This is a genomic window from Puniceibacterium sediminis, from assembly GCF_900188035.1.
GTDB lineage: Bacteria > Pseudomonadota > Alphaproteobacteria > Rhodobacterales > Rhodobacteraceae > Puniceibacterium > Puniceibacterium sediminis.
Genome location: NZ_FZNN01000023.1, coordinates 10,435 through 36,572 on the forward strand (window position 1 = coordinate 10,435; position 26,138 = coordinate 36,572).

At 65.6% G+C, this 26,138-nt stretch carries 5 protein-coding genes; 1 reads left to right on the forward strand and 4 read right to left on the reverse strand.

Features of this window, described 5'->3' with window-relative positions:
* Positions 1-3 precede the first annotated feature (3 nt).
* On the forward strand, positions 4-1,212 hold the full coding sequence (locus tag CHB75_RS18480) for an aminotransferase class V-fold PLP-dependent enzyme (RefSeq protein ID WP_176439198.1): 1,209 nt from the start codon (positions 4-6) through the stop codon (positions 1,210-1,212).
* On the opposite strand, the gene CHB75_RS18485 is transcribed toward CHB75_RS18480, so the two are convergent.
* From CHB75_RS18485 to CHB75_RS18500, 4 genes are read right to left on the reverse strand one after another with little or no spacing between them, the layout of a single operon-like run.
* On the reverse strand, positions 1,195-6,765 hold the full coding sequence (locus CHB75_RS18485) for a type I polyketide synthase (RefSeq protein ID WP_089273241.1): 5,571 nt from the start codon (positions 6,763-6,765) through the stop codon (positions 1,195-1,197). The genes CHB75_RS18480 and CHB75_RS18485 overlap by 18 nt on opposite strands.
* On the reverse strand, positions 6,746-11,995 hold the full coding sequence (locus CHB75_RS18490; protein WP_089273243.1) for a type I polyketide synthase: 5,250 nt from the start codon (positions 11,993-11,995) through the stop codon (positions 6,746-6,748). Before CHB75_RS18490 ends, CHB75_RS18485 begins: the two co-directional genes overlap by 20 nt.
* The gene (locus CHB75_RS18495; protein WP_141135149.1) at positions 11,992-15,993 is read right to left on the reverse strand and encodes a non-ribosomal peptide synthetase; all 4,002 of its coding nucleotides are present in this window, start codon (positions 15,991-15,993) and stop codon (positions 11,992-11,994) included. Before CHB75_RS18495 ends, CHB75_RS18490 begins: the two co-directional genes overlap by 4 nt.
* Positions 15,990-26,042 carry a type I polyketide synthase gene (locus tag CHB75_RS18500; protein WP_089273247.1) on the reverse strand — a complete coding sequence of 3,351 codons (10,053 nt, stop codon included), beginning with the start codon at positions 26,040-26,042 and terminating at the stop codon, positions 15,990-15,992. Before CHB75_RS18500 ends, CHB75_RS18495 begins: the two co-directional genes overlap by 4 nt.
* Positions 26,043-26,138 lie beyond the last annotated feature (96 nt).

Consider the following 26,138-nt stretch of genomic DNA (forward strand, 5'->3'; position numbering starts at 1 on the left):
GACTTGAGGCATCTTTGGCGACCGGCGTCCGAGGCGTTTGATATCGAGGCCGCCCGCGCGGCTTTTCCCGCCCTGTCGCAGCTTGCCTATTTCAACTTTGGCGCGCGCGGGGTGATGGCGCAAGCGGCCATCGACTCAATTACCGAGGCCCAGAATACCCTGCAAAGCGTGGGGCCCGGGTCGCGCATGGGCGCGGCTTTTCTGCGTCGCCAAGAAAGCGGCTTGCTCAATTGTCTGGCGGCCCGACTGGGAGCCGAACCGCAGGAGCTGGTATTCTGCTCCAGTATTTCGCAGGGATTGTCTCTGGCTTTTGCCGGACTGGAATGGCGACGGGGCGACGTTTTGCTCATCGGCGAGGCGGAACCGCCGGGCAGCTGGCTGTGGGCCCGGGTGCTGGAGCGTCGATACGGGGTGACGCTGCGAAGTGTGCAACGTCCTTATGACGGGGCGGATTTCGCGCAGCGCCTGTCGGAAAGCCTGTGTTCGCGCACGCGCATGGTCCTGCTGAGCCATGTGGATTGGGTAACGGGTGCCGCACTGGATTTGGCGGGGTTTGTGACGACCGTGCGCAGCGGTGTTGCCCAAGAGACCGTGATCGCGATCGACGGCGCCCAGTCGGCAGGGGCGCGGGCGGTCGATCTGAAGGGCCTTGATATCGACTTATACGCCGTGTCGGCACAGAAATGGTTTGGCGGGCCGGACGGACTCGCGGCCTGTGTACTGCGCGGGGATCGCCTTTTGCCCAGCCAGATCGGCTGGCATGCGATTGATCGAAACGCGCCCGAGGCGCTGTCGCTGTCTTCAGGCGCCGCTGGGTTTGGCTGCGGCTCATTGCCAGTAGGGTTGATGCCGGGATGGCGCACTGCTCTGGAGTGTGCTGATCGCTTCGCCGCGCCCGAGCAGCGTTTCGCGCGCATTAGGCACCTGACGGCGCATCTGCGCGCGGGCTTGTCCGAACTGTGCCAGCGTTACGAAATGCTGAAGCTTTTGGGGAACCGCTCCGGGGCCGGTATCCTGGCGCTGTCTGTGCCGCAGCGGGACGCCGAAATCTTACTGCGCGCACTCGATGCGCAGGGCATGGTGGCCCGCCTGCATAGCTGGCCGCATTCAGTGCGCTTTTGCCTTCATTACATGACGCGTGAAAGCGAGATCGACCGCCTGGTTGCGATGACGTCCGACATTTTCGCGCGCGGCTCATTGCCCGGGCGCTAGTGCGGCGTCTCGCGATATGTCATGCTCTACCTGCAACACGAGTTCTTCCAGCGTCGGGCAATCGAACAGCAGCGTCGGGGCAAGATCAAGCACAAAGACCTCCGAGATCATGGAGCGCAATTCGATGGCCAGAAGGGAGTCGAGGCCCAGATCGGCCAGCGGCATGTCCGGCTCCAGGTCATAGTGCTCTCCCAGTTCCAGGATTTGCAGACAGCACCGGCGCAGGGTGTCGATGACATCTTGGCCTCTGCCAGGCCTGGCCAACGCCGTGCGATCCAGGGCGTTGGATGAAGGCGATTGCGGCGGCAGCGTAGCAACAGGCGGGGCCTGGGGTGGGCACAGCGCCTCCGGCAGGATGGAGCGGCGCCATTCGGGTTGTCCCTGGCCATAGCGGGCCCAGTCGACATCCATCACCCATAGCTCGGGCGGGGCCTGCCCGCTTTGTGCAAGATCGAGCGCGGCGAAAAGATCGGCACGCGACAGGCTGGAGATACCCATGCGCTTCCAGCGGTCGAACCAGCGTCCGCTTTGATGCGTCGCCATGCCAAGTCCTGACCAGCCGCCCCAGGCAATCGCTGTCGCGTTCAGACCGCAGGACCGGGCGCGGGACGCTAGCCCCCCGAGAAAGGCATTGGCACTGGCGTAGTTCGCGATGCCGGCCGGGTTCAAAAGCCCGGCTGCCGAACCGCAATATATCAAAAATGCCTTCGGGTGCGCGGAGATTGCCTCAAGGGTTTCCCAGCCGCCGAACAGCTTGGCCGACAGGACGGCCTCGAACCCCTCCCAATCCTGTTGCATCAGCAGCCGATCCCGGAAAACGCCTGCCGCATGCACGATGCCGCCCAAGGGCATGTCCGCAAGTCGTTGGCCAAAGTCCGAAGCCGCCTCCGGGTCGCTCAGATCGACGCGGTGCAGGGCGACGGCGACGCCGCGCGCGCGCAGCGCTGCTACCCGTGTCGCGGCGTCCTCGCTGCCCTGTCCACGTTGCGCCAGCAACAGCTGCCGTGCGCCCCGCTCGACAAGCCAGTCGGCGATTTCCAGCCCCAGCGCACCCAGCCCGCCGGTGATCACAAAGATCCGCTCTGGCGAAAGCCGAGGCCGCAGGTCGGGCGTGGCGCCAACCGGCCTGAGCTGCGGTGTGTATCGCTCTGCACCAAGATGTGTTTGGCACAGATCGCGGCGCGTTGTGCGCGCTTCGGCGACGATGGCCTGTGCACAGGCCTGGGCGGTGGCCGGGCAGATGTCGGGTCTGCGCACGTCCCAATCGGGATGTTCTGCGGCCAGTGAATCACTGAGCGCCGCGAGCGCGGTCTGCACCGGATCGACCGCAGTGGAACAGGCCAGCGGCCGGGTAGCCCCGGAGGTCGGAAAGATCAACATTGGTGCCTGGCCGCGCCGTTGCGCTAAAAGTCGGACCAGAGTCAGCACACCGGGCACCACCTCGCGCAGGCCGGACATGGCGGCGCTGGCCGTGCCGATTTCCGGCGCTCGATGGGACAGTCCGCGTAGATCCACGATCCCGCAGGGCCCAGCCTCGCTGAAGGCGGCGGGCAGTTCACCGGGCGGCGCCGCAACCTCGATGATATCATGTGACAACGGTGCCAGTGCCTTCGTGACGGCGCCGCGCAGGGCAGGGTGACCACCAATCACAAACCAGGTTCTGTCTTGCGCGTCCGTGCCCACTGTCGGCTTGCGGGCCAGAATGACGGCGCTTTCCAATTGCCGGGCAAGCGCTTCGCTTTCTGGGAGCGATGTTACGGACCCGAACCCGGTTCGCGAAATCGCATTGCGCCAGGATGGCAGCGGCAACAGCGGGTGATCTGCCCTGAGGTCCCTGTCTTCAAAGGCCCACCAGTCTCGGGTCAGGCCAAAGGTCAGGTCCACCAGGGCTTGGGATTGCACCGCTTCGAGGAGCAGGAATACACCGCCTGGGGCAAGCAGATCGTGCACCGCTTTCAGTGACACCTCGAGATCCGGCGTGGCGTGCAGTACATTGGCACAGACGACGAGGTCAAAGCTGCCGGGCGCAATCCCCTGCGGGTCTGCGGGCTTGGTGATGTCGAAACGGGCGAAGCGCATCTGCGCCGTCGTCTCGGAAAACCGCGCTTCGGCGTGGCGCAGCAGCGTGGGCGAAATATCGGTGACGGTATAGGCGCCGCCTGACCGGGTCAGCACCGGCAGGAGTGCCGCTGTGGTTCCGCCGGTCCCGGCGCCGATCTCAAGCACACGGGGGCCTTTGCCGCTTGGATGATCTGCGATCAGAGCGCCAACGGCGCGGGCTGCCATCGCGTTCATCACCTTGGATATGCCGGAGTCGGAAAACAGCGCCGCTGCCTGGCTGGCATTCCCGCCGGGGAACAGCAGGTCAAGCGCGTCGCGCTCGTCAAGCACGATGTCCGCCAAAAGCGGCCCGGTACGGGCCAGCATCTCAAGCTCGGCGCGGGCCATGGGCAAGGCCTCGATCAGTCGCGACAGTGCCTCAAGCGGATCATCGTCGGCCAATGTCTGGTGGCGGGCCTCTGTGTTGTCTTGCGGACCGCCCGCAGCGGCGGCAATGTGATAAAACCGCTCCAGAAGGCGCTGTTTGGGAGCAGCAAGGTTTAACCGGTCGGCCAAAATGCTGGCATCCGGGACAGGGCCTCCGGCGCTCAATTTGCCTAGCGCCTGCGCGGCAAAGGCGGCGCAGATTTGCGTGACCTCAGGCTCGTGCCGCGCATAGAGGGCCAGCGCTTCTGTTTCTGTGTCGATCTTCGTGGCGGCGTCGATCCGGGCCAAAGCTTCCGGTCCGGGCAGGGTCAATTGGTATGGCGCCGGTGCGCTTTGTTGCCATTGCAGCGCATAGCAAACCCTGGAGGGGGTTACTTTGTCTTCGTCCCCAGTCTTTGCCACCTCGGGTGCCATCTTTGGCACTGCGGGCCACCAGAAACTTTGGCGCTGCCAGGCATAGGTGGGCAGCGCCACGTCGTTTCCCGGGCCCGGGTTGAAGGCTGCAGGCGTGTCGATGGCGCCGGTCTCGTATAGCTCGGCTCCGGTGATAGCCAGTGCCCGCTGGTCATCCACGCCACGCCGCAGCGACGCGATGGCAGTGGCAGAACTGCCGTTTGCACGGAAGAGGTCTCGTAGATCGCCAACCAGCGCAGCAGAGGGAGAAATCTCAAGGAAGGTGCGAAACCCGTCCTCAAGTGCCGCCTGCGCTGCGCGATCAAACCGCAGTGTATCGCAGGCGGCGGCGCGCCAATATGATGGTGTCAGCCGATCGCGCGACAGCCGTCCGCCCAGAACACAGGAATACACCGGCTGCTGAGCCTCCTGCCAGTCAAGGCTGCCCTCTGCAAGCGACGATTCAAGATCGGCCGAGGTATCGGCCATGGCGCTGTGATGGAAGGCGTAGGGCACCTGCACGTCGATGCAGAGTATCTGCTGATCTTCCAGCTCTTGCGCAAAGGCTGCCATTTCTCGAGCCGGGCCAGACAAAATCACTGTTTCCGGGCCATTGACTGCGGCAAGCTCCAGTTTCGGCGCCCGCAGCGAAAGCATCTGCCGGACGGTGCTTTCGCCCAGCCGGACCGAAAGCATGGCGCCTTCGGGCGCGTGTGCCAAGTGCTGCGCCCGCGTCGCACACAGCCGGACCGCCTCCTGCTCTGTCAGCATGGCGCTCAGGACCATGGCGGGCAGCTCTCCAGCACTATAGCCCAAAAAGGCAGCAGGCTGGAGGCCGCGCGCCATGAACATCTCGGCCAACGCCATCTGAACGCAGAACAAAGCCGGCTGCGCGTGCAAGGCGTGGCGCAGCGAGCCCGGATCATTCGCCGCGTCTAGAAGTTGCGAGACGGAGACGTCGATATGCGCGCGAAACTGCGAATCAAGTCGCGCGACCGCGCGGTCGAACACCGGGTCATTGCCCAGCAATCCCTTGGCCATGCCGGCCCATTGCGACCCGTGTCCAGGCAGAACAAACACAACCTCGCGGTATTCCGGCGTCACACGGCGTATCAGATTGGTCGCAGCCAGGCGGTTTTGTACGTGTTCCAGCCCGACGCGCAGTTGCGCCAGGCTGTTGGCCGTGATCGCAGATCGGAACGGCATGCCCGCCCTGCCGCGCGCTGCCGTTCCGGCGATATCGCCAAGCTTTGCGCTGCGAAGGGGCGGCGCGTTCAGGGCCTTTTCCAGCCGTGTTACCTGTGCGCTCAGCGCCTCTGTGGAACGCGCCGAGATCGGTAAGGTCCAGCTTTGCGGTCCGGTCGTGCTGACCTCCTGCCTTTGGTCCGGGGGGGCGGGCGCGCCCAGCACCACATGCGCATTCGTGCCGCCAAGGCTGAAGGCGCTGACCCCAACAAGCGCGTCGGTCTCCAGCGCAAGGCCCTCTGTGGCGGGGAAAAGCAGCGGCGTGTTCGCAAAGGCACTGTGCGGCGGACCCGCCATTGGGTGACCGGTGACGCGCCGATGTTGCAGGCTAAGGCAGGCGCGCAGCAGGCCCGTGGCTCCAGCGGCGGCCTCAAGATGGCCAAGTTGCGCCTTGATCGCGCCGATCCCGACAGCGCCTGAGCGCTTGCCCAATGATGCAAGGGCCTGCGCAGCGCCTTCGATCTCGATCGCATCACCCAACTCTGTGCCGGTGCCATGCGCTTCGAGGTAGGCCAACCGATCAACAGGCACTCCCGCAACTTCAAAGGCTTTTTGGATGACCTCGGCCTGCGCGTCCGGATTGGGCGCGGTGAGAGAACTGGCCTGACCGTCGTGGTTTACGGCTGTGCCCAGGATATGGGCGATCTCGCGCCGCGCCTGTCGGCGGGCGTCTTGCGCGGGTTGGAGCACCAGCACCGTGCCACCCTCTGCCATTACAGCGCCGCAGGCATCCCTGGCAAAGCTTTCGCATTGTCCCCCTGGCGGGAAAGGCACCGCGCTGGCGCCGCTAGCCGCGACATCGGCGGACAGGATCAGGTTGACGCCCCCGACGATGGCAATCCCGCACTCCTGGGCTTGCAGGGCGCTGACGGCCAGATGCACGGCCACCAATGAGGAGGAACATGTCGTATCCACCACCAGGGACGGGCCCCGCAGGTTCAGCGCATGGGACACCCGGTTGGCAGCAAAAGCGGGTCCGCCGCCCGAGGCAGAATGGACGTCGGGCGGGCAGGCCATGGCCTCGGGCAGCCAGGCATAATCCGCGCCGTATAGCCCCAGGTAGATACCCACCGAACGCCCGGAAAGAGCCTCTGGCGAGATGTCCGCGTCGTGCAGCGCCTCTATTACCAGTTCCAAGAAGAGCCGGTGCTGCGGGTCCATGCGCATGGCTTCGCGCGGTGAAATGCCGAAAAAGGCCGCATCAAACAGATCGACCTGATCGAGATACATCGCCTCGGCGGCGGCTTTTGGCGCCTTCAACTCGGGGTTGCCAAAGCGCGCCGGGCCGGGCCGCTGTGCCCGCAGACGCGCGCCCCGGTCAAGGAATTGCCAGAAAGAGGCGGGATCGCAGATAGCTCCTGGTAGACGGCAAGCGGCGCCGATCACCGAGACCGGGGACTGCAACGCGTCAAAGTTCTGGCGTTTCATACGCGCTGTCCCTGTCTTGTGACGCCGGGTCGCCGGGGGTGGTGGCCTGCGTGCCGATGTCAACCAAGGCCTCTGTCAACCGCTCCAGCGTGGGGTGACGCCAGATCGTGGTGGTCGGGATAACAATCCCAAGTTCGTCCTCAAGCCGCGCCCGCATTTCCAAAGCCATCATCGAGCTGAGGTTCATCTCGGCAAAGGGCTGATCGGGCAGCAAATCCGACACCGACAGTCCGAGCGCGCGACCGAGCGCGCTCTGCGTGCTCAGAGTCACCATGCGCTTTGCTTGTCGTGGTTTGCGCCAAGGGATCTCGGCGGCTTTCGCGAGAGGCTCAGCGGCGTGCTCTGATACAGTTGGCAGGCTGCGCTGGTCGCAGATGTAGCTGAGCAGCGGCGGCAGGCCCAGGCTGGGAAAACGCGCGGTCCAGACCGACGGATCAAATTGAAAAATCTGGTAGATACCCGGACCCCCGGTCAAAGCGGTGCCCAGTATCCGGGTTCCCGCCTGCTCTGGCATGATCTCGAACCCCATGGCGCCATGCGCCTGATTTTGCATTGCAAGATTCGGATGCGCCCAAGGGCCCCATTCCAATACGCTGACCGGCATACCGTCGGCCAGCAGCCCCTCTCCCAGACCGCTCAGGGCGGCTGACGCCGCCGCGTGCGCCGCAAGACCAGGCGCTCCGAGACGCCCGGCCATCGAGGAAAACAACACCATATGGCGCAGGTCCTCACGCGACACGGCTTGGGCGAGTGCAGCGACGCTGCCCGCCTTGATGGCAACCGCTTTCTCAAGACCTTTGAGGTCCAAATGTTCGGTGGGTTCCTCGATTTGCGTACCGGCCAGATGGAACACGCCGCGTAGTGGTGCCTTGGCGCTACTAAGCACGGGCGCCCAGTCGCTGGGCGACAGCGCCTGGGTCAGATCCAGCCGGTGAAGCAGCACGGTGATATTCTTCTGCTCCGCGTCTTCTATCGCGTCGCGCAGAGCCTGCCCGGGCCCGTTCCGCAGAACGAGCAATAGTTCCTCTGCGCCCTGCTCGACGAGCCATGCAAGCAGGACCGGCCCGATCCGGCCATTGGCCCCCGTGACCAGATGCGCGCCATCCAACCGAACCGTTCCAGGGGCGCCGGATATGGGAACAATGCGGGGCACCTGCCAGCCAGCCTGAGAGGCGCGCATTTCCGGTTCCGGCACTGAGGCCCCGGGCGCGCGAACGGTGGGCTGCGAGATGTCGTTCGGCAGCTGAACCAAGTGCGGCGAGAATTCCGCATATTCCACGCTCAGCGTGCGCAGAAATCCTGCCGCCGCCCCCCGCGCCGCTGCAGTACTGGGGTTTTCTGCGCTGTCCGATTGCACCAAGAGCGTCAAGGATCGCGCCGTGGCGTGACCCTCCTGCGACAGCTGGCGAACCGTTGCCAAAAGATCGGCGCAGACCGAGGCCGCCGCCGACGGCAGGTCCTCTGGGCCAAGGTCGGACCAATCCGGTGCGCGCAGAACTTTGGCGCCCCGTTGCGCTGACCCTTCATTGCTTGGCACCCGCGAGGGTGGCTTGGCCTCCGTTGCCTCCCAATGCAACCGGTGAAGCCAGGGCATGTCGTCCTCGAGCGCTGTCACGCCCCGTGTCTCCACGCCCCTCAGGGCAATATGAATTCGGCGCTCCGGGCCGATCACCTCCAATTTGGTCGTTTCTCTGCCTCGACCGACCTCAATATCGAACAAGACATCGTCACCTCTTATCGGCTGGTGCAGATCGAGCGCCGCAATTGCGGTCGGCACGGTTAATCCAGATGCATGTGCCTCAGGGTCGGCGGCCAGCGTCTGAAAGGCCGCGTCAAGCACCCTATAGGGGGCTGCACCATTCTGAGCCTGCAGATCTACCTGGGCCGCAAGCCGGTCGCGATAGATGGCCACCCTTTCGATCAGTTGCAGCGTCGGCCCCAGCGCCACGCCCCGGGCTGCCAGCGTTTCGTAAACTGAAGCGCCCGGCAGAACATCCTCAAGCCCCTCGCTGGGGAAACACGCAGGCTCTGGCGTGGTCAGGGCACCCAGCAGGATTTGACCCCGTGTGGTCTGAGTCCAGTCGCGTACGTGACCTTGCGCGCCACTCTCCGCGCGGCCTCTGTACAATTCGAATTGCCAGTGATCGCTGTCGCGATGCAAGATCAATTGCAAAGGCAGTTCCTGCCCCCTGGAAACCGACACAAGCTCTTGGAATTCCAGGTGCCGCAAACCGGCGCATCGGCTCTGTGTCACCTCTTGGGCGCAGCTTACAACAAGTTCCAGAATCGCGGCGGCCGGCAACGTTACACGGCCCCTGACAAGATGCGCCTGCCATTCGGGCGAATTGCCGGCCAAGACGCCGTGAAACACGGCACGGTCCTTGGCATCCGCAGCGAACAACGGCGCGCCCAAAAGACCTCGGGGACCGGCCTGCGCCGTTTGGATTTGCGGTGTCGAGCCCTTGGAGGGTGGATCAATCCAATGCCGTTTTTCGTCCAAGGGCATCCTGGGTAGATCGAGGTGCGCGGCCGACTGTAGGTCTCCCGGGTTTCGCCAACTTTTGGCAACGCTGTTCGGGATCAGCGTCGCGAGGGTTTCGAGCGTTGGCAGAAGTGTATCTGATGTGGAGATGTTCGCGCTTTGCCGCAGGGTCACGGGCCGACCGTTTTGCCGGGCGATCGCATCGATGGCAAAAAGGCTTTGCGGACGCGGGGCGATTTCCAGCAGGTCCCGGTGGCCATCGGTCAGCAGCCGCGTGACGGCAGCCCCAAAAAGCACCGGGCGCGACAGATTTTCGCCCCAGTATTTAGCATCGAATGCGGGGGAGTCTTTGCCGTCTTCCCAACCTTGGGTGCAGGGATAGACCGGGCAGTCAGGCGGTCCGGAGATCTCGATTTTCGCCCCGGCGGCGAGACGGGCTGCGGCGGCCTGCACGGTAGGGCCATGACCCGCAACGCCACCGCAAGACAGGGAACGCGGCGATGGTCCAGCTTTTGCCAGCGCCGCGCAGAGGGCATCGACCGGGGTGGTGCGCCCGGCGATGACGGTGGCCTCTGGTCCGGCCTCGACGGCGATCCAGAGGGTGCCGTTTTGCAGCGCACCGGGGCTATGGCTCTCGATCAGGGCGCGGGCCTCTGCGGTGCCGAGGGGCAGTTGTATCATGCGCCCCGAAGGATCGGTCTCAGACAGGGCCCGGGCGCGGTTGGCTGCCGTGACGGCCGCGGCCTCCAGGCTCAGGCATCCGGCGGCATGAGCCGCGGCAATCTCGCCCAGGCTGACGCCCAGCACCGCCGCCGGGGTCAGCCCCTGCGCCCGCCAGAAGGCGGTGATGGCACATTGAAGCGCCACATGCGCCAGCAGCGCCGGGCCGGGTTGGCTCAGCGCGCGGGCGGCCCGCTGCGGATCGCCGGTGCCGAACAGCAGGTTGGCCAGACCCGGGGCATCGGCGTCGCGGGGCAGGGCCGCGAGAAAGCGCTCAAAGGCCGGACCGGCACCGGGCGCTGATCGGAATGCGCGCGCCATGCCGACGCTCTGGCCGCCCTGCCCGGAAAAGATCCAGGCCGGGGCCGCACCGCTGCGCGCGCTCTGTACCTGCCCGGGTGCGGCGGGCAGGGTGCGCACACCGGGCTGCGCGGGGGCGCTCGCCTCTGGACGGTCGGCGGCTGTGGCGAAGGCGGCCAGCGCTTTGGACCACTCCGCCGGATCGGCCCCGGCGAGGGCCAGGCGGTGCGGCCCATCGGCCCGGCGGTGTGCTGCCGCGGCGGCGATCCGACCGGCCTCCAGCGCGCGGCCCGGTCCGGCCAGCCAGCGGCTCCAGCGCTCCGCCAGCCGCCGCAGCTGCGGCGCAGACCGCGCGGCCAGCACCAGCACCGCGCTGGTATCGCGGGCCTCGGCCTCCTGTTCCGGGCGAGGTGGCTGCACTGCTTTGGGCGCAGTTTCGGGGGCGGGGCCAATCACCACATGGGCGTTTGTGCCACCGATTCCTAGGGCGCTGACGCCGCCGTAGGGCGCCCGCTTGGGCCAGGGTCTGGCGCGGGTATTGACGTAAAACGCACCTGGCGCAAAGGCGATCTCGGGGTTGGCGCGGGTGAAATGCAAGCTCGCGGGCAGTTGCCCCGCCGCGCGCGCCAGCACCAGCTTGATCAGCCCGGCGATCCCGGCGGCGGCATCGAGATGACCGATATTGCCCTTGACTGATCCCAGCGCCACATTGCGCGCGCCGCCCGCCGCGTCAAAGGCCGCACTGAGGGCCGCGACCTCGGTAGGATCGCCCAGCGGCGTGCCGGTGCCATGCGCCTCGATCAGGCCGATCTGCGTCGAGGGCACGCCAGAGACCGCCAGCGCGGCGGCCACGGTGCGCGCCTGCCCAGCGACGGAGGGCGCGGCGAACCCGGGCTTTGCCGCGCCGTCGTTGCCCATGGCCGACCCCTTGATCACGGCCAGGATGCGGTCGCCCGCCGCCTGCGCCTGGGCCAGCGGTCGCAGCACCACCACGCCGCCGCCCGAGCCGAAGACCGTGCCGTCCGCCTCGGCATCGAAGGGCCGGCAGACCCCTGCGCGCGAGGCATATCCCCCCGCTTGCCAAAGATAGCCGGTCCGATGCGGCACCTGCAGCGCCACCCCCCCGGCCAGCGCCACATCGCATTCGCCCAGCAGCAGCGATTGACAGGCCAGATGCACCGCAACCAGCGAAGACGAACAGGCCGTCTGAACCGTCACCGAGGGCCCCTCGAGACCCAGAAGATAACTCACCCGCGTCGAAACGTAATCGCGGTCGGCCAGCAGCAAACCTTCGACATACTCGGGCGATCCGAACCAGTCCGGGTCCCGCTTTGCAAGATTGAACATCCAGTAGTTCGATGTGCCAGTGGCCGTAAAGATCCCGGTCATGTGAGCCTTGCCGGGCGGCAGGCCCGCATCCTCAAGCGCCTCCCAGGCAAGGGTCAGCCACAGCCGCTGTTGCGGGTCGGTGCGCGCAGCTTCGCGCGGTGTCATCCCAAAGAAATCCGCGTCGAACTGCGAAATATCTTCAATCGGGCCGCCAAAGGGCACGTAGTTCGGATTGGCCCGCAAGTCTGGTGAGATGCCTTCGGCGCGGATCTCCGCGTCGTCCAGGCGCCGAAGCCCGCAGCGTCCCTCGAACAGCAAGCGGCCATATGCGGCGATATCTGCGGCGCCGGGAAAGCGGCCCGCCATGCCGACAATGGCGATATCCGTCTCTGAACTCATTTGCGCTCCTTCGCTGCCATCAGGCGATCGCGGCGTAGCGTACCTCTGGCGGTGCCAAAGGCCGCGTCGCTGGTGCCATTGTCCCCCGCCAGCCGCTGCGCCAGGGCCGCGACGGTCGGTGTGTTGAAAAGGTCAGGAAGTGTGAGTCGAAACCCCGCGTCGCAGAGCCTGGAATGCAGACGCACCAGATCGGCCGAGAAAACCCCCAATTCGGCAAACCCGCTGGAGCGTGGGAAATTCTTTGTGCCGATGATCTCGGCCAAAGCGGTTTCCAGAGCGTGGACCGCAGAGGCGGAAAGCGGTGCCGCTTTCGGGGCATCAGGCTTGACGTCGTCGATCGCGTGGGGGGCACCTGTTGTCTGCGCCGCGGCCCGCTGGATCAACGTCGGGATATCGGGTTTGCCGTTAGCGGTCAGCGGCAGTTTGTCCAGCAAGAGCAGCGGGGCGGGGCGGGCCTGTGGCCGCAGCGCCGCCTCTATCCCCTGTGACAGAGAACGGGCCTGGGAGCTGGGCCAGTCGTTGCTGACAGATGGGGATCCCGGAGCGCAGCCGATCAGCAGGGCGTGCAGCAGGACCCGACCGCTGCGCAGTACACCGGGATGCAGACCGAGGCCGCCGAGCGGGCAAGAGGCCAAGCCTAGTCCGGCGGCTGCGGTTTGTGCCAGTTGGCCGATATAGCCCGCCTCGAGCAGGGCAAGGTCGTGGCCTCTTGCGCCATAGCTCTCGCCCAGACCATCCGGATCATAACTGAGCAGAAGGGTCAGGGCCGAGGTCTTGGCCAGCGGCTGGTTTCGGTCGGCATGTGCCTCTGGCGGGAGCCGGTCCAAATCGGTGCGGCGGTCAAGACAGCGTCGATCGGGATCAAGACGATAGAGCCCGCTGGCCAAGCCGGTGACGGTGCCTGGATGAACCATCACGTCGAGTTCGACGCTATAGGCCCCGCTTGCAGAGGGATGCAGACGATGCGGGCGGCCGTCGGGGCGCGGCAGGGCGCAGAAGGTCGCCAGGAACTGCGCAACGTCCTTGTACGCCAACGGTCTGGCGGAAAAGGCAACCGCGGTTTCGCGGGCGGTACTTGGCAAGAGGAGATCCGGATCTGGGGCAGGCAGCTCGATTTCCGGTACAGGGTCGGCGCCGGGCGCCCCGTCGCGCGGCGTGACAGCGGCTGCAAGGCGCTTGGTCCCGTCTGCGGCCTGGATCACAAAGGCCACGGCAAGCCCCACTTCGGGGCGCGCGCGCAGCGCTGATTCGACTTCGGCCAGTTCCACGCGGTGGCCGCGCAATTTGACCATCCGGTCGCTGCGACCCAGAAATTCGATCTGCCCGTCCGGGCGGGCGCGGCCCAGATCGCCGGACCAAAACAGCGGAGCGCAGGTGGCCCTGTCCAGGGCAAACCGCGCGCGGTCTTTCGGGTCTCCGCCGATATATCCCGCAGAGAGTCCCGCGCCGGAGAGACAAAGATGACCCGCCACCCATTCGGGACAGTCCGATCCGTCCTCATGGCGTATGTGATAGCCCGCATTTGCCAGGGGCACGCCATAGGGCACGGATTGCCATCCCTCCGGACAGTCGGCATCGGGGTAGGCGATATCCCATACGGTCGTCTCGGTAGGACCGCCAAGGGCATGGATACGCGCGTTTCCCGCGTTGCTCCGCAACTTGTCCGGCAGCCAAGTCGGCACAAGGTCCCCGGACAGAAAGACATGGCGCAGCGTGTCGAGGCAAGGCTGCGCCGCTGCTTGCGTTGGGAATTGCGGTAGCGCCAGGAGCATTTCCAGAAAGGCGGGCACGGTGTTCCAAAGCGTGACCTTGTGTCGGCTGATCAGGTCGAGCCACTCTGTCGGGTCGCCAACGCCTGTATCCGTCGGGAACACCATCGCGCCGCCGGTACAGGCCATCACACCGAATATGTCGAAGACCGAGAGGTCGTGGTGCAGGGCGCTGATCGCGATGGCCTTGTCGCTGTGGGTCAGGCCGAAACGGGCGCGTACATCGTCCATGCGGTTGATCACGCTGCTGTGCCTGATCGGAATGCCCTTGGGCGTACCAGTCGAGCCAGAGGTAAACAGGATATAGGCGGTGTCGCTAGGGGGCTGCGTCGGCCGGAGCGGACCCTCGGCCCGCGCCTTTGGCGATATGATGTCTACCGCGTCGACCGATGGCAGATCGGGCAGGCCGGACTCGGATGTGGCGATAGCCGCCACCGTCCCGGTGAGGTTTAGCGCCTCGCGGAGTCGCTCTGCGGGTGTGTGGGGGTCCATCGCCAGATAGGGCCTGCCACACAGAAGAACGCCCAGCACCGAAACGATCTGATCGATGCCCTTTGGCAGCCAGATCAGGACCGGCCCGGGCGGGCGGCCTTGCAGGTTCGAAGACAAGGCCGATGCCAGCCCCCGGCTGGCCTTCAACAGGTCGCCGAACCGCATCATCGTCTGGCCCTCGATCAAGGCCACCCGCTCGGGGAAAGCCTGCGCGGTGTCGACAAAGATCTCCTCAAGCCGCCCCTGACGGATCGGTGCGTCAGTGGCATTCATACGCGCACGCCGCTCTGCCTGATCGGGGGGAAGTGGGACGGCGCTTTTAGACTGCCAGGCCGTCGGATCATGGGCGAGTTCCTGACAACGCCGCTGCAAGGCATCAAACATGGCGGCTGCAACGCCGGGCGCAAAGGCGCTGTCGACGCTGTCCCAACTCAGATGCAGAGCGCCGTCTTGCACCAGGACCTGCTGATCTATCAGCACCTGCGGGGTTTGTGTGACCTCGAATACGACATCTCCGAAGGCCTCAAGCGCGCGGTAGCCCTGGGTGCCGAGGGCACTGGTATAGACAAAGGGCGCTAGCGACTGAGTTGTGCCCCCGGACTGGCCATCGGACTGACCCATCCGTCGCAGCGCATCGACGCCGTGGCGGTCCGGATCTTCAAAAGCCGACCACAGCGCGTCGCGGTGACGTGCCGCGCGTTCTGCAAAACCCACGGACACCGACAGATCGATATCCACCAGAATGAAGTCGGTAAAATCGCCTACGACCTGCGCGATCTCCGGCGGCTCGGAGGGGCGGTTCTGCAGCGTGACATTCAGCATGAACCTCGGTGTTGTGCTCCATGCCCGCAGGACGTCTGCATAAATCGCCAGCAGCGCATCGCTTGGGGTCAGACCGCACCGGGTCGCCTGGGTGCAAAAGTTGCGCCAGGTCGCCGGGCATAGCCGCAAGCTGCGTCGGGTAAAGCGCATCTCGGGCGGCGCGCCATCGGGCGGTCCGGGAATGTTCGGCGGGTCCGGCCAATCCAGTGCCGTATCCCACTGGCCCGGCATCGGAACGTTGGGCCGTGCCGCGATCTGGCCAAGCACTACCTCTCGAAAGGTCAATTCCGGCGGCGGCGGCAATGCCACACCGTTGTAAAACCTCGCCCAATCCCGAGCGACGATTTCGCTGCTCACGAGGTCCATGTGAATGGCGTCCTCGCTGAAAAACAGGCGCGTTGTCTGGCCCCCCATCCGGCAGGCCCGGATTTCAAAGAGCGGCCAGTGTGCCGGATCAAACACCTGATGCGACATCCGCTTGCGTAACTCCTGCACCCGTGCCTGACGCTGCACCTCCGGCAGATTGCTCAGATCCTCAAAGGCGATCTTGTAGGGCGTAACCTCCTCAAGGATGCGCACCATCCCGTCTGGCTGCACCATGCAGCGCATCATGTCGTGCCGGGCGATGGTCTGATTCCAGGCCTCTTCAAGCCGCTCCAGATCCAGGTCGGTGCAGTCCATTTCGAAATATCCGTGGATGCCGACTCCTCCAAGCGGGAATTCAGGGTTGCGTCCCAGCCAGTAAGCGCGCTGGATCTCGGTCAACGGAAAGCTCTGCGCATCCCCTTGGCACGGGCCCTGCGCCTGGGCGCCGCTGTTCTGGACGTTGCGCGCCAGCAGGTTGCGCAGCAGGGCGCGTCTGTCCTCTGCCGAGGTATTCTGCGGCATCTGAATCACTGGGCCCGCTTTTGTCACGTTTCTGTCTCCCGGATCAAAAGCGTGGCCAGCGCGGCCTCAACCTCGGCGTCGCTCATGGTATCGACCGTTTTGGGCTCTGCCGGGGCACCCTCTTTCGGATGCGCTATCGGCGGATCTTTGGGCGCGCCTTCCCTGGCAAGGCAGGCAGCGATCGTCGCAAAATCACGTGCGGTGATCAGATCTTTGGGTGGCAGGATTATGCCCAAGTCCCGCGCCAACTCGTTGCGCAACTCCAGAATGGCCAGAGAATCCAAGCCCATGGCGGCCAAGGGCTGATCCCGCGGCACCGCAGAGGCGTCGCAGCCCAGCCGCCGCGCAAGCAGCCGGGCCAGGTGGCAGGCGAAATCGCCTTGGATATCCAGGCCCGAGCCTGCACCGGATCCGTGTGATGCATCGCGCGTCTGCCAGGCGGTAAAGGCGTCGAACTGGGCGTCGGAGGCAACGACAAGCGCCGGGATGTGCTGCCCCGCCGCAAGCACACGCCCGATCCGCGCGAGGCCCTCTGTCAGGTCAAGCGTCTCGAAACGGGCGGTTCCGCTCCAGGCCTCTGCGGGCGATCCGACATAGCTCCAGGGTCCGAACGCCATGCTGACGGCCGCCTCGCCACTTTGGCGCCGTTGCTGGCAAAGTGCGTCGATGGCCGCAGTGGCTGCGGCGTAATTCGCCTGCCCCGGCGCGCCGAGAATGCCGCTTAGCGAGGACATCAACACAAAATGTGCGAGATCCCGCCCGCGTGTCAGGCGGTCAAGAACCCGCGCACCCGCCAGTTTTGGGGCGATCGTGCGATGAAAGGCGGCCTGATCAGTGTCCAGCAAAACCCGGTCGTCCAGCGTAAGCGCCGCATGAACGAGCCCGCTCAGGTCGCCGATCGGGTCCAGAACTCGCCGCATTCCCTCGACGTCGTTCGCGTCAGAGACGACCAGCCTGACGTGATCGCGCAGATCTGGCCGGGCCTTCAGCCTCGCCCGCATCTCTGACCGCAGCCGGGGCCCGCTTAGCACGACCTTCCGCGCACCAGCGGCCAGCAGAAACTCCGCAAGAGGCAGGCCAAGACCGCCGAAACCGCCTGTGATCAGCCAACTGCCCTCGGTGTGAAAGTCGCCCGTTGCGGTCAGGGGCACAGGCGTCAGGTCCGGGGACAGGATGCGCCCGTTGCGCAGCGCCGCTTGGCGTGGCAATTCTGCCTGCGACAAGGCCAAGGCCAACTCCCCGGCTGTTGCCATAGTGTCCGAGGGATCAAGATCGACAAGGGTAAAGTTAAGATCGGGCAGCTCTTCCATTCCGCTGCGCACGGCGCCCCAAAGGGCTGCAAGGTCCGGATCGGGCGCCTCTTTACTATCGGTGGCGACCGCGCCTTCGGTGGCGACAACCACTCTTCCGCTAAAACCGACTTCGACCATCTGCCGTGCGGATTTACTGAAATCGGCGCAGATTCGGGCCGCATGCAGGCCTGGCCCGGCCTTGGCATAAATCACCATGCCGCCCTTGGGGATGTCCTGCCACCGCGCGGCAAGCGGGAGCCCGGCGTCGGTCAGAGCCTTGCGCAGCGTCTTGGCCAGCGGCGTATTTCCCTGAATGCTCACCGTCGGCAGGGCGTTATGGCACAGGGGAAAATGCCTGTCCGTCGGATGCCAGGTGATGCAGCGCAGAGGGGCCGATTTCTTTCCGGGCGCTTGGGCATCGAATGCCAGCCCGGTCATGGCGCCGATACTTTTCCCGGCATCATCGGTCAGCGTGATATCACAGGTGCCATCGTCTCGGCGCGTCACGGCGCAGCCCGCAACAGGCGCGCCGGGTGTGTAGCAAAAACCTGCCGCCCGGCTGGGCAGGCCCGATGTCATTGACAACCGATCCTTCCCGCAAAAGGCGGCGGTCACAATGGCCGCATCCAAGACCCCGGGGTGCAGCGCCACTGGCCCGACGTCCTGCGCATTGATCTGCCCCGTGACCTGCCCCGACGCGCCTCGCGTTAGGCGCGTGAGGCGCCTGTAGTCGCTGCCGAACGATAGGCCCTCCTTCGCGAGGCGCGCATAAATCTCGGAGCCGTCCAGCCGGTCTTGCGTGGTTTCGGACGCATCGGACACCTTGGTGTCAAGGTGCGTGTCGTTTACAAGCTGCGCGACAGCGATGCGCCTCCATTCCGGGGACGATGCGCCCTTTTCTGCTGCGTGCAAGGACAGGGTGTCCGACCGGTCGCGGATCACCTGCAATTTAAGAACTCCGGATCCGGGCTCAAGCGGCGCCTCTTGCTCGATCCGGGTCAGCAGTTTTCCGGGCACCGCCTGCGCAAGGATCGCGATGATCGCGGCGAAGGGCACCGTGACACTGCCCTGCACTCGATGGTCTTTCAACCAGTCTGTGGTCTGTGAAATTTCGAGTTCAAAGACCTCGGCCTCCAGCGCCGGGCTGGAGATTGGCCGCAGCATGAATCCGCTGCTGTCTGCGGTCCCTTCGGTTTTCGCGATGCTGTCGTCGGTCCAGAAGGTCCGGCGATCCATGGGCATCTTAGGCAGGTCCAGGTGAGGGGTCGGGTGAATTTCTCCAGGATTTTGCCAGCTTTTGGCAACGCTGTTCGGGATCAGTGTCGCGAGGGTTTCCAATGTTGGCAGGAGGCTGCCCGATGTGGTCATGTCGGCGCTTTGCCGCAGGGTCACGGGCCGACCGTTTTGCCGGGCGATCGCATCGATGGCAAAAAGGCTTTGCGGACGCGGGGCGATTTCCAGCAGGTCCCGGTGGCCATCGGTCAGCAGCCGCGTGACGGCAGCCCCAAAAAGCACCGGGCGCGACAGATTTTCGCCCCAGTATTTAGCATCGAATGCGGGGGAGTCTTTGCCGTCTTCCCAACCTTGGGTGCAGGGATAGACCGGGCAGTCAGGCGGTCCGGAGATGTCGATTTTCGCCCCGGCGGCGAGACGGGCTGCGGCGGCCTGCACGGCGGGGCCATGGCTCGCAATACCACCGCAAGACAGGGAACGCGGCGATGGTCCAGCTTTTGCCAGCGCCGCGCAGAGGGCATCGACCGGGGTGGTGCGCCCGGCGATGACGGTGGCCTCTGGTCCGGCCTCGACGGCGATCCAGAGGGTGCCGTTTTGCAGCGCACCGGGGCTATGGCTCTCGATCAGGGCGCGGGCCTCTGCGGTGCCGAGGGGCAGTTGTATCATGCGCCCCGAAGGATCGGTCTCAGACAGGGCCCGGGCGCGGTTGGCTGCCGTGACGGCCGCGGCCTCCAGGCTCAGGCATCCGGCGGCATGAGCCGCGGCAATCTCGCCCAGGCTGACGCCCAGCACCGCCGCCGGGGTCAGCCCCTGCGCCCGCCAGAAGGCGGTGATGGCACATTGAAGCGCCACATGCGCCAGCAGCGCCGGGCCGGGTTGGCTCAGCGCGCGGGCGGCCCGCTGCGGATCGCCGGTGCCGAACAGCAGGTTGGCCAGACCCGGGGCATCGGCGTCGCGGGGCAGGGCCGCGAGAAAGCGCTCAAAGGCCGGACCGGCACCGGGCGCTGATCGGAATGCGCGCGCCATGCCGACGCTCTGGCCGCCCTGCCCGGAAAAGATCCAGGCCGGGGCCGCACCGCTGCGCGCGCTCTGTACCTGCCCGGGTGCGGCGGGCAGGGTGCGCACACCGGGCTGCGCGGGGGCGCTCGCCTCTGGACGGTCGGCGGCTGTGGCGAAGGCGGCCAGCGCTTTGGACCACTCCGCCGGATCGGCCCCGGCGAGGGCCAGGCGGTGCGGCCCATCGGCCCGGCGGTGTGCTGCCGCGGCGGCGATCCGACCGGCCTCCAGCGCGCGGCCCGGTCCGGCCAGCCAGCGGCTCCAGCGCTCCGCCAGCCGCCGCAGCTGCGGCGCAGACCGCGCGGCCAGCACCAGCACCGCGCTGGTATCGCGGGCCTCGGCCTCCTGTTCCGGGCGAGGTGGCTGCACTGCTTTGGGCGCAGTTTCGGGGGCGGGGCCAATCACCACATGGGCGTTTGTGCCACCGATTCCTAGGGCGCTGACGCCGCCGTAGGGCGCCCGCTTGGGCCAGGGTCTGGCGCGGGTATTGACGTAAAACGCACCTGGCGCAAAGGCGATCTCGGGGTTGGCGCGGGTGAAATGCAAGCTCGCGGGCAGTTGCCCCGCCGCGCGCGCCAGCACCAGCTTGATCAGCCCGGCGATCCCGGCGGCGGCATCGAGATGACCGATATTGCCCTTGACTGATCCCAGCGCCACATTGCGCGCGCCGCCCGCCGCGTCAAAGGCCGCACTGAGGGCCGCGACCTCGGTAGGATCGCCCAGCGGCGTGCCGGTGCCATGCGCCTCGATCAGGCCGATCTGCGTCGAGGGCACGCCAGAGACCGCCAGCGCGGCGGCCACGGTGCGCGCCTGCCCAGCGACGGAGGGCGCGGCGAACCCGGGCTTTGCCGCGCCGTCGTTGCCCATGGCCGACCCCTTGATCACGGCCAGGATGCGGTCGCCCGCCGCCTGCGCCTGGGCCAGCGGTCGCAGCACCACCACGCCGCCGCCCGAGCCGAAGACCGTGCCGTCCGCCTCGGCATCGAAGGGCCGACAGACCCCTGCGCGCGAGGCATATCCCCCCGCTTGCCAAAGATAGCCGGTCCGATGCGGCACCTGCAGCGCCACCCCCCCGGCCAGCGCCACATCGCATTCGCCCAGCAGCAGCGATTGACAGGCCAGATGCACCGCAACCAGCGAAGACGAACAGGCCGTCTGAACCGTCACCGAGGGCCCCTCGAGACCCAGAAGATAACTCACCCGCGTCGAAACGTAATCGCGATCTGTCGCTAGACGTAGCGCCATCCCCTCGGCGGTTTCCTGGGGCGTTCCGATCCGGGTCCGACCCAGATAGGCGCTTTCGTTGCATCCGGCGAAGACACCGACCGATGGGACACGGTCAGGCGGCAACCCCGCCCCTTCAAGTGCTTCCCAGGCCAGATCGAGCATGACGCGATGTTGCGGGTCCATGCGCGCCGCTTCGAAAGCGGGCAGGCCGAAGAATTCCGGGTCGAACTCCTCCATACCCGGGGCAAGGGGGCGAACCGGAACATAAAGCGGATTTTGCGCCAGATGATCCGGCACGCCAAGTGCCGCCAGCTCTGGCCGCGTGAAGCGGGTGATCATGTCCTGCCCCAGCTGCAACTGTCGCCAGAACGCCGTGGCGTTTTCTGCACCTGGAAACCGACAGGCCAGCCCGACGACGGCGATGTCCCTTGTGCCAGGCGAAGAGATGTCCTGGACGCGGCCTTGATCCTGCTTTGGTATGGCCGGGGCGCAGGGCTTGTTTGCGAACGGCTCTGCCAGTTGCTGTGCCAGGGCCGCTGGACTGGGATGGGCAAACAGCGACGTGATCGCAAGCGACTGGCCAAACCTTTCGTTCAGCCGATTGCGCAGGCGCAGCAAGTCGAGCGAGGTCAGGCCAAGATCGAAGAAGCTTGCCTCCGGGCGGGCGGCGGCGTCGCAACCAAGCCTTGCGATTTCCTCCAGCACGATCGACAGAGGTGCGTCCGATGGTGTGCCTCCGGACGCGGATGCCCCGGGCCTTTGCTGCAAGGCCGCCGGGTCGCGTTTTCCGTTTACCGTGACCGGCAGGTGATCCAGGCAGCGCACTGAAATCCGAGCGATGTTTCGGGGCAGCCAGTTGCGCAGCGCTGTCTCCACCGCTTTGCTTAGCCCGTCATCTGCGTCAGTGCGCGGCGTGACTGAAAGATCCAGGCCCACCGTGGTTTTCCCGTCGCGCAGGGGCAGGGCCACAGCGGCGGCGACCCCCGGCACCTTGGCGGCGACCGCTTCGATCTCGGCGGGTTCCAGGCGGTGCCCCAAAAGCTTGATCTGCCGGTCTTCGCGCCCCAAAAGCTCCAGCATGCCATCCGGATGGCGCCGGGCGATGTCTCCGGTCCGGTACAACCGGCCCTCGCCTGCCGGGCCCTGCACGAATGCCTTGCGCGTGATCTCGGGTGCGCGCCAGTATCCATCCGCAAGGCTGCCCCCTCCGATGTAAAGCGGCCCCGCCACATGGTCGGGACGCGGTCGCAGGGATGCGTCGCGCACCTCTGCGCTTTGTCCTTCAAGTGGCCGACCGTACGGCACGCTTGTCCAGCCGGGCGGCGGATCATCGACGCCGATCTCATGCCAGACCGACCAGATGCCGGCCTCGGTCGCGCCACCCAGGCTGATGATCCTTGGCGGGTTTTCAGCAAGGGCGCGGATCCGCGCGGGCAGACCCGTTGGGATCCAGTCACCACTTAGCAGGATCGCCCGCAAGGATGGGGGCAGCCTGCCTTGGCTGGCCTCTAGGTGGGTGATCAACGCCTCAAGGTGAAGCGGAGTTGAATTCCACAGCGTGACCCGGTTTTCGGCCATAAAGCCTGCCAGCGCCGTGGGGCTGCGCAGCGTTGCAGCATCGGGCAGGGCCAAGTGCGCGCCGGTGCTCTGGCAGGCAAAAATGTCAAAGACCGAAAGGTCGAAGGCCAGCGACGAGATACCAAGCACGCAATCCTTTGCGCCAAGTCCAAGGCGCGCTGTCACCGCGTCGATCGTGGCTTTGGCGGCACCATGGGACATGGCCACGCCTTTCGGTTGCCCGGTCGTTCCCGAGGTATAAATCACATAGGCCAAGTCGCTTGGGTGCGGAGGTTGGACCGGATCTTTGGGTGTTGTTGGCTGTAATGCACCAACCCGCGTGAGTTGGATGTCGGCCTCAAGCGCTGCGATGGAGATCACAAGAACCGCGCCTGAACTCTCAAGGATGCTTTGACAGCGGGCGTCGGGCCAGGATTTGTCCAACTGCAGATAGGCGGCACCTGTCGCCGCGATGGCCAGCACGGTGACGATCTGCGCGGCGCACTTGGGCGCGCTGATGGCCACCAGATCGCCGGACCCGATGCCCTCGGCACTGATCCGCTCAGCGAGCGCCTGAACACGGATGTTCATCTCTTTGGCGGAAACCGTCTCCGACGGCGTGGTCAGGCCAAAGCCAGGGTTTTGCGGACAGACCAGCAGGCTGGTGGGCGGGGCAGCAGGGGCCGCAAGCTCTGGGGCGCGGCTTGGCAGGAACTGCTCTGCATCAAGCACTGCGTGCCAATTGGCGTCCTTGGCGGAGATCTGCGCCAAGGCCTTGCCGTAGGCCGCGAAAACCGCGTCGGCAAGGCCGTCCGGAAAGGCGTCATCGACGATATCCCAATTGTAGTGCAGCGCGCCCGACAATTCGCCCGCATGATGGTCGATCACTGTCTGCGGGGTCTGGACATGTCCGTCCAGATCAGCGCCGGTTCCATAGGGGCCCCATCCCAGGAGGGCCGCTTCGGCGGACCCCAGTTCGTAGCCAAGCAAGCTGGTGAAAACCACGGGAACCAGACCGATCTCGCGCAGCGACTGTCGGTCGGTTTGTTCGGCTGATGAAGCGGCCATTGCCTGCCAGATTTGCTGTTGTGCCTCGCGCGCACGGGCCTCGAAGGGCGCCGCTGCGCTTAAATCGAAAGGTACCAGGGTCGCATAGCTTTGATCGGCACCGCCGAGCGGTGCGCATCGTGCCGGGGCGCAGGGCATGTTGAGCGAAAACACCGGTGTCTCGCTCCAGTGGGACAGGACCTCGGCATAGAGGGCCGCCAGCACGGCGGTCGGCGTCACGCCGCAACCGCTCGCCCGTCTGCACAACCGCTGCCAGTCTTTCTCGGGCAGCTTTCCCTGTCGCCGGTGAAACTGTGGCGCTTCGATTTCGCGCAGGGCCCTTCGGAGCGGCAAGGCGGGCGCGGCTGGCAGAGGTGCGGGATCAGCGGACACATTCACTGCTGGGATCGGTGCGACACCAGGGCGTCTGTCGTCCAGCGTGACGGGTTCTGTGGTACCTTCATAAAGGTGCAGCGCGCTTTGCACGAGGCGTTGCAGACTTGAGAAATCCCCCAGCAAGAGATCGAAAAAGCCAATCAGGCGGAAACCATCCGCCAATCGGACCAGCGCCAGCCTGAACAACGGACCCTCAGCGGCATCCAGAGCGCCCCGAGAGAACCGCTGGCGCAGATCCTTGAGACGCTGCTCTGCCTCAGAGGGTGAAATAGAGCGCATGTCTATCTGTTCGGCGCCGTGCCCCTGCGACCGGGACACCCGCGCGCCCGAAAGATCGACGCCGTCCAAGAGCCAGGCGTGGCGGCCCAGAAGCGCCTCGAACGCCTGAACGGCCCGCCCCTGATCCAGCGTCGTCAGGCGGATGTCGAAGAGGATACCGGCGGCGATCCCGCCAAGCTCCACCCCGGGTTCCCGCGCGAAAAGATAGGCTTCCTGTAGTTGCGACAGAGGCTTGTCTTGATGCGGGTCAGCCGCGCGTCGCCCGGATGTGGGCGTAGGCATTGCGGCGATTGCGGCAGCAATTTCGGTCGGACTTTGTGCACGAGCTAAGAGGTCAAAGCCGACCGGCTGGCCAAAAGCCTTTGACAGCCGGTCCAGCAACAGTCCCGCCCGCAGACTGTCGCCGCCCGAAGAGATAAAACCGGCCATGGGAGACACGACGTCCTTGCCCAGCACCTCGGCCATGAGGCGCGCCACGTGTTGCACCGCAGAGTCGGGTTCATCGGGTTGCGCTGACCCAGCGTCAAAATCCGGCATGGGCAAATCGGCGCGCCGCAGCTTTCCGGTTGCGGTCATTGGAAGACTGTCCAGGATCATCCATGTGTGAGGATGCAGCGCCTGTGGCAGGTGTTTCGCGGCCTGCTGCCGCAACCGTGCAGTGTAGATTTCCGCGCCATCCACGTCTTGCCGGGCGTCGGGCACCGCGTAGCCGACCAGGACGTCGCCCCCATCGGGGGCTTTGATCAACTGAACGGCGGCGGCTTTGACGCCCGGGCATTGTAGAATCGCCGCTTCGATCTCGGCCGGTTCAACCCGTCGCCCGCGCAATTTCATTTGCGCATCAAGCCGCCCTAGGTAGTGCAGCAGCCCGTCCGCATCGCGCTGAACCAGATCACCGGTGGAAAAGCGCGGACCGTCTGGCGAAAATGGCGCAAGCTGCGCGGCGGAGAGATAACCCGCCCCGACACAGGGCCCGCTGATGAGCAACTCGCCCGTGCCCGGCCCTTCAATCTGGCGACCAGATGTGTCCATCAGGGTAAGCTCGACATCAGGCAAGGCCTTGCCGATGGGCACCCGCTCCGGCCAGGGGGCGCTGTTTGGCAAAAGTCGGTGTTCGCTGACCACGTGGGTTTCGCAGGGCCCGTATTGATTGACCAAGGCACAGCCTGGCAGGCGGTCCATCAGGGCCCGGATCGCCGGGGTCAGAACCAAGGGTTCGCCCGCCACGGTGATCTCTTGCAGGGTCACTGGCAGGACGTCCCTATCTGCGGCAGCACTTACCAGCATTTGCAGCATACTGGGTGTCAGAAAGACCCGCGTGGCGGCAGCTTCTGTCGCGGCATCCAGGAATTTCGAGGGCCTGAGGCGGGTATCGCGATCGCACAGAACCAATGTACCGCCGTTGCCGAGGGTGCTGAACAGCTCTTGAAAGAACACATCAAAGCCCGGTGCTGCGGCGCGGACCACCACGGGTGGTCTGTTCCCTAGCACGCGCTCTGCCTCGCGGGACCAAAGCGGCCCGAGTGCCCTGTGGGGCATGGCCACGCATTTGGGAACCCCGGTGGAGCCGGAGGTGGCCACGAGGTAGGCCCAATCCTCGGCCGTTCTTTCCGGCAATGGCGCGACCCTTTGCGCGGAATTTCCGTGACCGGAGCACGACAGGGCGAAAGGGTCAAAACTCTGGTCGGGGCCTGACTCTTCGGTATCGCCAAGGCAGATTTTTACGCCGGCTTGCGCGCATATTTGCCGCCGACGGGCAGGGGGATCCGCCGGGTCGAGTATGAGCGGTGCGATCCCGGCCCGGATCAGTCCCAGAACGCACAGGATCAACGCAGCATCGCGGTGATAACACAGGCCAACAGAGGCGCTGTGCGTCGGCAGATTGTCCTGCGCCCAGTGCGCCACTTCGACGCTGTGCGCCTCCAGCGCGGCGTAGTCCAGACACACAGACGCCCCGCGCAACGCCACCCTTGAGGGATTCCGTTGCATCTGTCTGTGCAATGCACTGTCAATGAACTCTGTCACAAAGGATATCTGCCTGTCTGACCGGATGCATCGCCACAGAAACGGAGCTTCTTACCGGCA

Excerpts from the sequence above, each read along its gene's own strand:
- CHB75_RS18490 (WP_089273243.1), bottom strand. The coding sequence starts at position 11,995 with ATGAGTTCAGAGACGGATATCGCCATTGTCGGCATGGCGGGCCGCTTT.
- CHB75_RS18485 (WP_089273241.1), bottom strand. The coding sequence starts at position 6,765 with ATGAAACGCCAGAACTTTGACGCGTTGCAGTCCCCGGTCTCGGTGATC.
- CHB75_RS18500 (WP_089273247.1), bottom strand. The coding sequence starts at position 26,042 with ATGCAACGGAATCCCTCAAGGGTGGCGTTGCGCGGGGCGTCTGTGTGT.